Source organism: Mycobacterium sp. 1165196.3, from assembly GCF_001673415.1.
Lineage (GTDB): Bacteria > Actinomycetota > Actinomycetes > Mycobacteriales > Mycobacteriaceae > Mycobacterium > Mycobacterium europaeum_A.
The window spans coordinates 1-13,022 of sequence record NZ_LZLU01000130.1 but is presented as its reverse complement, the minus strand read 5'-3'; the positions used below and the strand labels follow the sequence as shown (position 1 = coordinate 13,022).

11 protein-coding genes are annotated in these 13,022 nt (G+C 71.2%); 2 read left to right on the top strand and 9 right to left on the bottom strand.

Annotated features, from left to right (window positions below; translation table 11 throughout):
- The 9 genes from murD to A5659_RS14055 form a co-directional block, all read right to left on the bottom strand.
- Positions 1–1,009, bottom strand: a 1,009-nt coding sequence (gene murD, locus A5659_RS14095; RefSeq protein WP_156749199.1) for a UDP-N-acetylmuramoyl-L-alanine--D-glutamate ligase, incomplete at its 3' end; no start/stop codon positions are given.
- A 17-nt stretch (positions 1,010–1,026) separates the two neighbouring features.
- Complete coding sequence (gene mraY, locus A5659_RS14090; protein WP_067181895.1) at positions 1,027–2,106, bottom strand: phospho-N-acetylmuramoyl-pentapeptide-transferase; 1,080 nt, start codon at positions 2,104–2,106, stop codon at positions 1,027–1,029.
- Positions 2,103–3,758 (bottom strand): UDP-N-acetylmuramoyl-tripeptide--D-alanyl-D-alanine ligase, encoded by a 1,656-nt coding sequence (gene murF / locus A5659_RS14085; protein ID WP_231997831.1) that lies wholly within the window; start codon positions 3,756–3,758, stop codon positions 2,103–2,105. The genes mraY and murF overlap by 4 nt, the downstream gene beginning before the upstream one ends.
- Positions 3,755–5,302 (bottom strand): UDP-N-acetylmuramoyl-L-alanyl-D-glutamate--2,6-diaminopimelate ligase, encoded by a 1,548-nt coding sequence (locus A5659_RS14080; protein WP_066873409.1) that lies wholly within the window; start codon positions 5,300–5,302, stop codon positions 3,755–3,757. Before A5659_RS14080 ends, murF begins: the two co-directional genes overlap by 4 nt.
- A 133-nt stretch (positions 5,303–5,435) precedes the next feature.
- A complete protein-coding gene (locus A5659_RS14075) occupies positions 5,436–7,403 on the bottom strand; it encodes a peptidoglycan D,D-transpeptidase FtsI family protein (protein WP_369806904.1) in 1,968 nt (655 codons plus the stop codon).
- A 104-nt stretch (positions 7,404–7,507) separates the two neighbouring features.
- Entirely contained in the window at positions 7,508–8,752 is a 1,245-nt protein-coding gene (locus tag A5659_RS14070) for a hypothetical protein (RefSeq protein WP_067181892.1), read from the bottom strand.
- Positions 8,749–10,014 (bottom strand): 16S rRNA (cytosine(1402)-N(4))-methyltransferase RsmH, encoded by a 1,266-nt coding sequence (gene rsmH, locus A5659_RS14065; RefSeq protein ID WP_156749197.1) that lies wholly within the window; start codon positions 10,012–10,014, stop codon positions 8,749–8,751. Before rsmH ends, A5659_RS14070 begins: the two co-directional genes overlap by 4 nt.
- A complete protein-coding gene (gene mraZ, locus A5659_RS14060) occupies positions 9,989–10,420 on the bottom strand; it encodes a division/cell wall cluster transcriptional repressor MraZ (RefSeq protein WP_066873398.1) in 432 nt (143 codons plus the stop codon). Before mraZ ends, rsmH begins: the two co-directional genes overlap by 26 nt.
- Positions 10,421–10,823: 403 nt before the next feature.
- Positions 10,824–11,225: a DUF3040 domain-containing protein gene (locus A5659_RS14055; RefSeq protein ID WP_066873395.1), complete on the bottom strand. Its 402-nt coding sequence runs from the start codon at positions 11,223–11,225 to the stop codon at positions 10,824–10,826.
- 347 nt (positions 11,226–11,572) lie between these two features.
- Between A5659_RS14055 and A5659_RS14050 the strand changes: the two genes are divergently transcribed.
- Both A5659_RS14050 and A5659_RS14045 read left to right on the top strand, forming a co-directional pair.
- A complete protein-coding gene (locus A5659_RS14050) occupies positions 11,573–12,181 on the top strand; it encodes an N-acetyltransferase (RefSeq protein WP_066875993.1) in 609 nt (202 codons plus the stop codon).
- An 81-nt stretch (positions 12,182–12,262) separates the two neighbouring features.
- Positions 12,263–12,994, top strand: coding sequence for a DUF3153 domain-containing protein (locus A5659_RS14045; protein WP_082972542.1), 732 nt, complete (start codon positions 12,263–12,265; stop codon positions 12,992–12,994).
- Positions 12,995–13,022: the final 28 nt, after the last annotated feature.

The window sequence follows — 13,022 nt, the reverse complement described above, 5'->3', positions numbered from 1 at the left end:
CGTGCGGGTTGGTGGCCTTGGAGTCGTCGACGTAGGTGATTCCGTCGGCGACGGCCACGACCTCGGCCCGGTGCCGGCCCACCCGGAACGCGGCGATCGCGGCCGCGATCGCCTCGGCCGGCACGTCGACGCTGCGCGCCAGCGCCGCGGCGGCCAGCGCGTCGAGCACCCCGACCGGCCCCGGCACCGGGATGGAGTCGACCGGCAGCAGCGCCAGGTCGTCGGCGAACGCGCGGTCCACCAACTGGCCGTCGCGCACGCCCAGCTCCCCCGCGGCCGGTTCACCCAGCCGGAAGCCGACGCGCACCGGCGCCGCGGCGGTGTCCAGCAGCGCCGCCGCCCGGCGGTCGTCCAGGCCCACCACCGCCACCCGGCCGTCGAGCACTCGCGCCTTCGCCGCGGCGTAGGCGGCCATGCTGCCGTGCCAGTCGAGGTGGTCCTCGGCGATGTTGAGCACCGCGCCGGCCTCGGGCTTCAGCGAAGGCGCCCAATGCAATTGGAAGCTGGACAGCTCGACGGCCAGCACCTCGGCGGGTTGCTCCAGGACGTCGAGCACCGGGTCGCCGATGTTGCCGCACAGCAGGCTGCGCCGCCCGCCGGCGGTCAGCATGGCGTGCAGCATCGACGTCGTGGTCGTTTTGCCGTTGGTCCCGGTGACCACCAGCCAGCGCCGCGGCGGCCCGTACCGGCCCGCGGCGTCGAGCCGCCAGGCCAGCTCCACGTCGCCCCAGATCGGCACCCCGGCGGCCGCGGCGGCCACCAGCAGCGGCGTCGTCGGCGAGAAGCCGGGACTGGTGACCACCAGCGCGAAGCGGGAGATCTGCTCGGTGGCCGTCGCGGTGGACGCGGTCGCCACGCCGGCGTCGGCGTAGCCGCGCAGCGTGGCCGGGTCGTCGTCGCACACCGTGGGCACCGCGCCGAACCGGGTCAGCACCGCCAGCGCGGCCCTGCCCGTGACCCGGCCGCCGGCGACCAGCACCGGCGCGCCCGGCGCCAGGGGGTCTTGCACTGGATCAGAGCCGCTCATCAGGCACCGATCGCGCCCAGCCACTCACCGTAGAACAGGGCCACGCCCAGGCCGCAGGCGATCGCGGTGAGCAGCCAGAAGCGGATGATGACCGTGGTTTCGGCCCAGCCGGCCAGTTCGAAATGGTGATGAAAGGGTGCCATCCGGAACACCCGGCGCCCGGTGGTCCGAAAGGTCAGGATCTGCAACACGACCGAGCTGACCTCGGCGACGAACAGCGAACCCAGCACGACGGCGAGGATCTCGGTGCGGCTGGTCACCGAGATACCCGCGATGATGCCGCCCAACGCCAGCGATCCGGTGTCGCCCATGAAGATCTTGGCGGGCGCGGCGTTCCACCACAGAAAGCCGATGCAGGCGCCCGCGGTGGCGGCCGCGACCAGCGCCAGGTCCAGCGGATCGCGCACGTTGTAGCAACCCAGCCCCGGCGCAGTGACGCAGGCGTTGCGGTACTGCCAGAAGGTGATCAGCACGTAGGCGGCGGTGACCATCGCCATGCAACCGGCGGCCAGCCCGTCCAGGCCGTCGGTGAAGTTCACCGCGTTGGACCACGCGCTGACGACGATCACGCAGAACAACACAAACAGCCCCGGCGCCAGGGTGACGGTGGCGATCTCGCGCACGTAGGACAGGTCGGCGCTGGCCGGGGTCAGGCCGTTGTTATTGCGGAACCGCAGCGCCAGCACGCCGAACAGCACCGCGGCGGCGACCTGCCCGATCGTCTTGGCAGTCTTGTTCAGGCCGAGGTTGCGCGACCGGCGGATCTTGATCAGGTCGTCGAGGAATCCGACGACGCCGAGCACGGTGGCCAGCCCGAGCACCAGCAGGCCCGACACGGTGATGCCTTCACCGTCGAAGGCCATCCCGGCCAGGTGGGTGCCCAAATAGCCCGCCCAGATGCCGGCCAGGATCGCCACGCCGCCCATCGACGGCGTGCCCCGTTTGGCGTGGTGGGTGGGCGGGCCGTCCTCGCGGGTGTGGTGGCCGAAACCCTGCCGGGTGAACAACCGGATCAGGGCCGGGGTCAACAGGATCGAGACAGTCAGCGCGACGGCCACCGCGATCAGGATCTGCCTCATGCGCGCGTCCCGCGGTCGTCCGAGCCTTCTGCTGGTGACGACCCGCTTCGCCCGGCTTCGCCGCCCTCGCGATCGTCACGGCTCGATGGTGACGACCCGCTTCGCCCGGCTTCGCCGCCCTCGCGATCGTCACGGGCCAGCGCGTCCGCCAGCGCGCCCAGCCCGGCCGAGTTCGACGCCTTCACCAGCACCACGTCGCCGGGTTGCAGCTCGGCTCGCAGCAACTCCAGGGCGGCGTCGCTGTCGGCGACGTTGACGGCCCCCTTATCGGCGGCGCCCCAGGAACCCTCCATGACCGCTCCGTGGTGCATGGCGCTCATCGACCTCCCACTTCCCACGACAACGAGTCGAGACACATCTAAGCGCACGGCCAGCCGGCCGACGCGATCGTGCTCGAGGATGGCGTCCTCGCCGAGCTCGGCCATCTCGCCGAGCACCGCCCAGCTCCTGCGCTTTTCGGCGGGGCCGCCCTCGCCCCCGCCGTGGGCGATCCACGCCAGCGCCTGCAACCCGGCCCGCATGGAATCGGGGTTGGCGTTGTAGGCATCGTCGATCACGGTAACGCCGTCGGCGCGGGTGGTGACGTGCATCCGGTGCCGCGACACCGGGCCCGCCCCGGCCAGGGCGGCCGCCACCTGTTCGAGGTCGGCGCCGCATTCCAGGGCGACCGCGGCCGCGCTCAGCGCGTTGCCGACCTGGTGATCGCCGTAGACGCCGAGCTGCACCGGCACCTGCGCCACCCCGGCGGCGTCGCGCCGGTGCAGCGTGAACCGCGGCCTGGCCAGCTCGTCGAGCGACACCGGCCCGGCCCACAGGTCGCTGGGGCCCGCGTTGGTGTGCTCGTCGCGGCTGACCCGGACCACCCGGGCCGCGGTCACGTCGGCCATGGCCGCCACGGCCGGATCGTCGGCGTTCAGGATCACCACGCCGGAAGCTGGAACAGACTGTGGCAGTTCGGATTTCGTTTGGGCAATGGCCTCGCGCGAGCCGAACTCGCCGAGGTGAGCGGTGCCGACGTTGAGCACCACGCCGATGGAGGGCGTGGCGATGTCGGCCAGCGCGGCGATGTTGCCGGGGTGGCGGGCCGACATCTCCAGAACCAAATAGTCGGTGTCGGACGTCGCGCGCAGCACCGTCCAGGGGTGGCCCAGCTCGTTGTTGAAGGACCCGGGCGGGGCCACCACCTGACCCAGCGGCGCCAGCACGGCGGCCACCAGGTCCTTGGTCGAGGTCTTTCCCGACGACCCGGTGATGCCGACGATCGTCAGCCCGCCCGCCACCAGTTCGGCGGCCACCGCCTTGGCCAGCCTGGCCAGCGCGGCCAGCACCGCGGCACCCGAGCCGTCCGGGTCGTGCTCGAGCACCCCGGCCCGCGATCCCGAAACCCCCGCGGGTGCGACGACGATGGCGGGGACCCCGACCGGCCGCGCGGCCAGCACCGCGACCGCGCCGGCCGCCACCGCCGAGGCCGCATGGTCGTGCCCGTCCGAGCGTGCGCCGGGCAGCGCCAGGAACAGCCCGCCCGGCCCGACGGCACGCGAGTCGAACTCCACCGTCCCGGTGACGTGGCGGTGCGCGGCGTCCTCGGGCGAGATGTCGGACAGGGTGCCCCCGACGATGTCGGCGATCTGGGCGACGGTCAGGTCGATCATGCGCGATCCTCCAACGCCCGCGCCAACTCGACGCGGTCGTCGAAGGGGCGGACCACGTCACCGGCGCGCTGCCCGGTTTCGTGGCCCTTGCCGGCGATCAGCACCACGTCGCCGGGCCTGGCCCAGCCGACCGCGTGCCGGATCGCCTCGCGCCGGTCGGCGATCTCGACAACTTCTGTCGCGCAGCCACTTTCGGTCACCCCGGCCAGGATCTCCCGGCGAATCGCCGACGGGTCTTCGCCGCGCGGATTGTCGTCGGTGACGACCACCAGATCGGCCAGCTCGGCGGCCGTCGCGCCCATCGGCGCCCGCTTGCCCGGGTCGCGCTCGCCGCCGGCGCCGAACACCACCGCCACCCGGCGACCCGGACGCGCCAGCGTGCTCAGCACCGCGCGCAGAGCGCCTGGCTTGTGGGCGTAGTCGACCAGCGCCAAAAACTCCTGGCCGGCGTCGATCTGTTCCATGCGCCCCGGCACGCGGGTCTGCCGCAGCCCCGGCGCCGCCTGCTCCGGCGTCACTCCGACCGCATCCAGAAGGGCCAGCGCCACAAGGCAATTGGCGATGTTGTAGTGGCCGGGCAGCGGGACCCCGACCTGGTGCCGCGCGCCGGCGGGGTCGATGACGGAGAACTGTTGTCCCCCGGCGCCCATCGGGGCCACATCGACGGCGCGCCAATTCGCCGGCCGGCCCTCGGCGCTGACGGTGACGGCGTCGCCGGCTCGATCCGCCATGGCCCGCCCGGCCTCGTCGTCGACGCACACCACCGCGCGGCGCGCCCGCAGCGGCGAATTCGGCTCGAACAACAGGGCTTTGGTGTTGAAGTAGTCTTCCATGGTCGGGTGAAAGTCAAGGTGATCGCGGGACAGGTTGGTGAAACCGCCTACCGCGAAACCGGTTCCGTCCACCCGGCCCAGCGCCAGCGCGTGGCTGGAGACCTCCATGACCACGGTGTCGACACCCTGCTCGGCCATGGCCGCCAGCATCGCCTGCAGCGCGGGCGCCTCCGGGGTGGTCAGCGCGCTGGGGATGTCGGCGCCGTCGATGCGAATGCCGATGGTGCCGATCAGCCCGCACCTGCGCCCGGCGGCTCGCAGGCCGGATTCGACCAGGTAGGTGGTGGTGGTCTTGCCGGAGGTGCCGGTGATGCCGATGACGGCCAGCCGCTGCGACGGGTTCCCGTACACCGTGGCGGCCAGGCCGCCGAGCACGCTGCGGGGGTCGGGGTGCACCAGCGTCGGCACGGGCGGGGCGCCGGCGGCGATCATCTCCGCGACCCCGGCGGCATCGGTGAGCACGGCGATCGCGCCGCGTTCGATCGCCTCCGCGGCATAGCGGGCCCCGTGCGTGGTCAGGCCGGGCAACGCGGCGAACAGGTCACCGGGCAGCACGTCCTGGGCGCGCAGCGTCACGCCGGTGATCGCCACGTCGGGCACGACGGCGCCCTGACCTGCGACGTCGGCCGGGACCGCTCCCACCTGCTCGGCGAGCGCGGGCAACCGCACGCCGGCGACGGCGCTGGGGCGTAACCCAGTGGGCAGCACCACTTCTTCTCACACCTCCCTCCGACGCCGCGCGATCCTCATGATCGGCCATGACACCCTACCTAGCCGCGACCGGCCACGAGGCGATGCGCGCGCCGACGGAAGGTCCGGCTCGGCCCTGGCGAGGTCGCTAGGGCTAGGTGGCCTGCAGCGTCAGCGGCGGCCCGGGGTCGGGCGACAGCGGCACGTTCTCGCGCTGCATCAGCCAGCCGGCGATGTTGTGGAACAGCGGGGCCGCCGAGTGGCCCGGCGTCCCGTCGGCGTTGCGCTCGGGGTTGTCCATCATGATGCCGATGACGTACCGGGGATTGTCGACGGTCGCCATCCCCGCGAACGTGATCCAGTAGACGTTGTCGAAGTAGCAGCCGCAGGCCGGGTTGATCTGCTGGGCGGTACCCGTCTTGCCGGCCATCTGGTAGCCCGTCACCGCGCCGGCGGAACCGGTGCCCTGCTGGTAGCCCATCGGGTCCTTTTGCACGACGGCGCGCAGCATGTTGCGCACGGTCTGCGCCGTCTGCGGCGACACCACCCGCACGCCGTCCGGACGCGGCTCCTCGGTGCGGGTGCCGTCGGGGGCGATGGTGGCCTTGATGATTCGCGGCGGTATCCGCAATCCGTCGTTGGCGATCGCCTGGTACATGCCGGTCATCTGCAGCAGCGTCATCGAAAGACCTTGGCCGATAGGCAGGTTCGAGAAGGTGCTGCCCGACCACTGGTCGATCGGCGGCACCAGCCCGGCGCTCTCACCCGGCAGGCCCACGTTGGTGCGCTGGCCCAGACCGAATTTGCGGACCATGTCGTAGAAGCGCTCCGGGCCGACGCGCTGCGCGAGCATCAAAGTGCCGACGTTGGAGGACTTTCCGAACACACCGGTGGTGGTGTAGGGCATCACGCCGTGGTCCCACGCGTCGTGGATGGACACCCCGCCCATCTGGAGGGTGCCGGGGACCTGCAGCACCTCATCGGGATTGGACAGGCCGTACTCGATGACCGACGAGGCGGTGATCACCTTGTTCACCGAGCCGGGCTCGAACGGCGAGGACACGGCCAGATTGCCCAGCTGTTTGTCGCCTTGGCGCCCGATGTCCTGCGAGGGGTCGAACGTGTTGTCGTTGGCCATGGCCAGCACTTCGCCGGTCTTGGCGTCCAGCACGACGGCCGAAACATTGTGCGCGCCAGAGACATTCTTGGCCTGCTGGACCTGCTGCTGGACGTAGAACTGGATGTCGTCGTCGAGGGTCAGCTGGACCATCGAACCGTTGACCGCCCGGTGCCGGTTGCGGTAGCTGCCCGGGATGACCACGCCGTCGGATCCGCGGTCATAGGTGACCGCGCCGTCGGTGCCCGACAGCACCGAATCCATGGCCTCTTCCAGCCCCAGCAGGCCGTGCCCGTCCCAGTCGATGCCGCCGACGATGTTGGCCGCCAGCGATCCGCCCGGATACTGGCGCAGATCCTGGCGCTCGGAACCGACCTCGGGGTACTTGTCCGAGATCGCGCTGGCGACAGCGGGATCGACGGCGCGCGCCAGATAGACGAAGTTGTCGTCGGTCTGCAGCTTCTTCAACACGGTCGCCGAGTCCGGCTTGTTGCCCAGGCGGCTGGAAACCTCCTTGGCGATGTCGCGCAACCGCTGCTGCGGATCGGGAGCGGTCGAGTTCTTGGCTTTGGCCTCCTCGAGCTGCTTACGAATCCGTTTCGGCTGAAAGGTCAGCGCACGCGACTCGATGGTGAAGGCAAGCTGGTCTTTGCGACGGTCGATGATGCTGCCGCGCACCGCCTTTTCCACATCGGTGACCTTGAGCTGGCCGGCGGCCTGGGCCCGCAGCGACGGGGCGTTGGTCACCTGCAGGACGAACAGCTGGGCGGCGGCCACCAGCATCAGCACCAGGATGACCACGTTGCCCGCGCGGTGCCGGAAGACGAACGACCCGCCGCGGCTGGTCAATTGCACGATCTGACGGGTGCGGCGCTCCCGCGCCGAGTGCCCCGCCGCCACCGCCTCGGGCCGTTGCGCGGCCCCGGCACCCTTGGCCTGCTTGGCTTTCCGGAATCGCTTCGGCTCCCGAACGTCGCGGCCGGTGTCGGCCTGCTGCGGTTTCAGGCGGCGCTTGGGTTGCCGGACGCCCTTGCCCGCCAAGTCCTTACGGGGACCCCGCGTCGGGCGCGCCGACTGCGACCGGCGGGCCCGCGGGGATTCACCGCGGCTCACCTGGGGGCACCTGGCGCCGCGCCGGCCGCGGGCCCGGGCAGGCCGTTGACCGGGGCGGCGGGGACCGCCGGTTGAGCCGGCGCGGCCGGGCGGCCCAACTGCACCGGGATCGGAATCTCGGCGGGCAACGGTGCGGGCATCTGGCCGGGAGCCGGAATCGGCAACCCGCCCAAAGGAATCGACACCTCGGGGGGCGCCGGAGCGGTCGCCGGTCCGGCCGGCATGGGCAGTCCCGGCGTCGGCATCGCCGGCAGCATGCCGGGCAGCGCGCCGGTGACCGGGGCAGCGGGCATGCCGGGCAATGCACCCGTCGCCGGTCCGCCTGGCATGCCGGGCAGCGTACCCGTGGGGGGCACACCGGGCGCGGCAGGCGCGCCGGGCACCGGGGGCGCCGCCGGCGGCAGGTGCTGACCGCCCACCGTCGACGCGCCGTCGGGCGCGCGCAGCAGCGCTTCGGGCCCGGACCGGGCCGGGACGGGGCCGCCGGGGGCCGGTTCCATCCGGATCGAGACCTCCGGAGGAGCGGCCGGCGGCTTCGGGGGCTGGGGCGCCTCGTCGGGCAGCTTGGCGTTCAGCGGCGGCGGCGGAACGCCGTCGGCCGGCTTCGGCGTGCCGACCACCACCCAGTTCCCGGACGGATCCTGCACCAGGTGCGCGGTGTCCCGGCTCGGGATCATGCCTTGCTTGCGGGCCGCCTCCGCCAGCGCCGGGGCGGCCTCCGCCTCGCGCACGTCGCGCTCCAGCGCCTCCTTCTGCTGCTGCAGCAACCGGGTGCGCTCCCGGGCGTGACTCAACTTGTACGAGCGTTCCGCGGAGTCGGTGGACAGCCACAGCGTGAGCCCCAGCCCGATGCCCAGCGCACCGATGATCAGCACGACGAAGGGGACCTTGCTGGCAAGGGTGCGCGGCCGCAGGTCGATCGAGGCCAGCCGGGCGGCCAACCGCTCGGTCAGGCGAGGCCGAACAATCTTGGGGGCCTTGGCCTTGCGCGCCTTGGCCCGTGCCTTGGCCTGGCTGGTGCTTTTGGGCCGGGCCGGCCGCTCCACCGGCCGGGCGATGGGGCTGGTCTGCGGTGCTGACTTGGGCGCGCGGGCCTCACGGGCCGGCGCCGAGGTGCGGCCGCTTCGGGCGCGTCGCGCCGATCCGGATTCGGCCGCGCGGGTCCGCCGGGCAGCGCCGTCGCGCCCGCCCCGGCGATCGCTGCCGCCGCGCCGCTTCGACGTCTCGCGCTCTGCTCTCATGCGTCGCCTCTCCCGCTAGCCTGCTGTGACTGCATTCGTTGCAGCGCCCGCAATCGCACTGCGGCACTGCGTGGATTGCGTTCGATCTCGGTGGCGTCGGCCCGATCGGCGCCGTGCGTCAGGGACTGGAATCGCGGCTCGTGGCCGGGGAGTTCGACCGGCAGGTCCACCGGGGTGCGGGACGCCACCGCCTGGGCGAAGAGCCGCTTGACGATCCGGTCCTCCAGCGATTGGTAGGCCATCACCACGATGCGCCCGCCCACGTCGAGGGCGTCCAGGGCGGCCGGTAGCGCGTTGCGCAGCGTGTCCAATTCGTCGTTGACCGCGACCCGCAGCGCCTGAAAGGTGCGCTTGGCCGGGTGTCCGCCGGTGCGCCGGGCCGCGGCCGGAATCGCTTCGTAGAGCAGGGCCACCAGGTCCGCGGTCGACCTGAACGGCTCGCGGGCCCGGCGGCGCACGATGTGCGCGGCGATGCGGCGCGCGAACCGCTCCTCGCCGTAGCGGTGCAAGATCCTCGCCAGCTCCGCCTCGTCATAGGTGTTGACGATGTCGGCCGCGGTCAGCGGCGACGAGGGGTCCATCCGCATGTCCAGCGGCGCGTCCTGGGCGTAGGCGAAGCCGCGCTCGGTGCGATCGAGCTGCATGGACGACACCCCGAGGTCGAACAGCATCCCGTCCACGGATTCGATTGCCGCATAACCGGATTCATCCAGCGCCGCGGCGACGTCGTCGTAGCGGGTGTGCACCAGCGTGAGGCGGTCTGCGAAGCGCGCCAGCCGCGCCCGGGCGATGTCCAGCGCGCTGGGATCGCGATCGAGCCCGATCAGCCGCAGGCCCGGCAGGTCGGTGAGGAACCGCTCCGCATGCCCGCCCGCGCCGAGGGTGGCATCGACCAGCGTCGCCCCCGACCCGTCGGGGTGGTGGCGGGTCAGCGCGGGCGTGAGCAGTTCGACGCAGCGTTCCAGCAGGACGGGGACATGCCCGTAATCGTCGGGACTCGAATTGTCAGCCACCGCAACGCCTCCACGAATCTGCCGGCATCCGTCGGCCGCCCGCACCCCCGACGGGCGGGTCCTCGCGCCGCGTCGGGTCTGTGCCGCCCGGACGGGCCTTGGCAGGTGCTCGGGAAGAGGGGCGGCCCCTGCACCGAGGTCTCTGACCGAAGTCGCGAACCTGGCGTTGGGGAAGTACGCCAGGGTCGGTTCGGGCAGAGGCCACGGTGCACGGGCATGCGCCTCAGATGATGTCGCCGAGTGCTTCATCGCTGGCCGCGGAGAAGTTCTCTTCGTGGGTCTGCTGGTAGTCCTGCCATGCCTGCGCATCCCAGATCTCGAGGTTGTCGATCGCGCCGATCACCACGCAGTCCTTGGAAAGGTTGGCGTAGCGCCGGTGGTCGGCCGATAACGTGATCCGGCCCTGCGCATCGGGATGCTGTTCGTCGGTGCCGGCGGCGAGATTGCGGAGAAACGCCCGGGCGTCGGGGTTGCTCCGCGACGCCTTGCTCGCGCGGCGGGCCAGTTGCTCGAATTCCGCCCGCGGGTAGACGGCGAGGCTGTGGTCCTGGCTCTTGGTGACCATCAACCCCCCTGCCAGTGCGTCGCGGAACTTGGCGGGCAGCGTGAGCCGCCCCTTGTCGTCGAGTTTGGGCGTGTAGGTGCCGAGAAACACCAGCTCACCTCCCCTATGGGGTCACCCAAACACTGCAGCCACCATACCCCACAATCCCCCACTACGCCCCATTCTTAGGGTGTCGCCGCGGCGTTTTCAGGGTTATCCGTCGTCAGGACGCCGTCAAAGCCGCGCAAAGGGTGTGTCGCGCCCCGCCCGGGACGTCTGTCGCGCTCTGGATCGCGGACCGATTACCAGGCGAAATACCGTCGGTGGGGCGTTGTGGGGGACTTTAGTGGGGCGTGGTGGGGCATCGATACCGAGACGCGCTGCGGTTAGGCCTCGATTGAGCAGCAGAACGGCATCGACGGTTGCGCGGAGGCCGGATGCCCGGCCGACGGCTCCCGCCCCCGGAAAACGAATCGGGGCAGCCGATGGCTACCCCGAATGTGCGTGGATGCGGTTAGTCGTCGAAACGACGGCGGAACCGGTCCTCCATGCGGCTGGTGAAGGAGCCCCCGCTCTTGTTGCGGCGTTGACGCAGCGACGTGGCCGCCGGGCCGGAATGGTCGGGCCTGCCGGACAGCCGGGGGCCGGTGATCGCGAAGATCACTCCGCCGAACATGACGATGAACCCGAAGACGCTGAGGATCGGGAAGTTTCCGATCATCGTCGCCTTGAACGCCACCCCGGAGACCAGCATCGCGAGACCGATGACGAACAGCGCCACGCCCTGCAACCGCCGGCGGGCGGTCGGTGCGCGAAAACCTCCACCGCGAACACTCGACGCGAATTTGGGGTCCTCGGCGTAGAGAGCGCTCTCGATCTGATCGAGCATCCGCTGCTCATGATCGGAGAGTGGCATTCGTCCCTCCTTGCCGACTGTTAGGCACGTGACTATCGGTAGCACGCGGATGCCCGTTGCGGGGGCAACTAATTGAAATGATACGAGGTCAATCTGCCCCATACCACTGGTTCGGCGCCGATTCTATCCCGGCCGCCCGCGGACACCCCCGCAGACCGGAACTGCCGTGCGCTACAACCGGCTTCCCGAACCGCGGCCGTTCGTCGGTCCGGTGTCACGACCACTCGTCGGGCCGTCGCACGTGGGTCCGATAATGGGCGATAGCGGCCCGGCCCGCGACCACCTGCCGCCGACGCACCGCAGCGCCCCGCGCACCGATGAGGAACCGATGAGGAGGAGACCGCGAGTTGGCGATATTTCTCATCGATCTGCTGCCCCACGACATGGAGCGTCGCCTCGGTGACGCCCTGGCGGTGTACGTCGATGCGATGCGCTACCCACGCGGCACCGAGAACCAGCGCGCCGCGATGTGGCTGGAACACATCCGGCGGCGGGGCTGGCAGGGGGCCGGCGTCGTCGAAACCGAGGAGGCCGAAGACGCAGGCGGGCAACCGCCCTCGGCCGAGGCCCTGGCCAGCGCCCCGTTGCTCGGGGTGGCCTACGGCTATCCCGGCGCGCCCGGGCAATGGTGGCAACAGCAGGTGGTGCTGGGCATGCAGCGCGGCGGCTCACCGCCGCAGGAGATCTCGCGGCTGATGAACAGCTACTTCGAGCTGACCGAGCTGCACATCCACCCCCGCGCCCAGGGCCGCGGGCTGGGCGAGGCGCTGGCCCGCCGGCTGCTCGCCGGTCGCGCCGAACAGAATGTGCTGCTTTCCACGCCGGAAACCAATGGTGAGCCCAACCGCGCCTGGCGGTTGTATCGGCGCCTGGGCTTCACCGACGTCATTCGCGGCTACCACTTCGCCGGCGACCCGCGGGCTTTTGCGATCCTGGGCCGCAAGCTACCGCTATAGCCGGAGCCGGCCCGCGACCCGGCCCAGGTCGGAAGACGCCACCTCATTCGGGTGGCACATCGGATCTGGCACGATGACCTGGTGCGAGCCAGCTCTCCCCCGCCCCGCAGCCGAGGATCCCGAGCGTCTCGAACTCGACGGCGCCGCCTGACCGCCCTCGCGCTGCTGCTGCTGGTGGTGCCGCTGGCCACCGGGTGCCTGCGGGTCCGGGCCTCGCTCACCATCTCCCCCGACGACCTGGTGTCCGGCGAGATCGTCGCCGCCGCGAAACCCAAGACCCCCAAGGACACCGGCCCCCAACTGGACAGCAACAACCTGCCGTTCAGCCAGAAGGTGGCGGTGTCGAACTACGACAGCGACGGCTACGTCGGCTCGCAGGCAGTGTTCTCCGACCTGACGTTCGCGGAGTTGCCGCAGCTGGCCAACATGAACTCCGACGCCTCCGGGGTGAACCTGACGCTGCGCCGCAACGGCAACCTGGTGATCCTGGAGGGTCGGGCGGATCTGACCTCGCTGACCGATCCCGAGGCCGACGTCGAGCTGACGGTCGCGTTCCCCGGCGTGGTGACCTCAACCAACGGTGACCGGGTCGAGCCCGACGTGGTGTCGTGGAAGCTCAAGCCCGGGGTGGTGACCACCATGACCGCCCAGGCCCGCTACACCGACCCCAACACCCGTTCCTTCACCGGAGCGGTGGTGTGGCTGTGCATCGCGTCGTTCGCGGCCGCCGGGGTGGTGGGGCTGCTGGCCTGGGTCAGCCGGGACCGGTCACCGCGGTTGACGGCGCCGCGCGACCAGCCGCCGCCCAGCTAGCTACCCCTGCCGGCCCGGTGACCAGTAG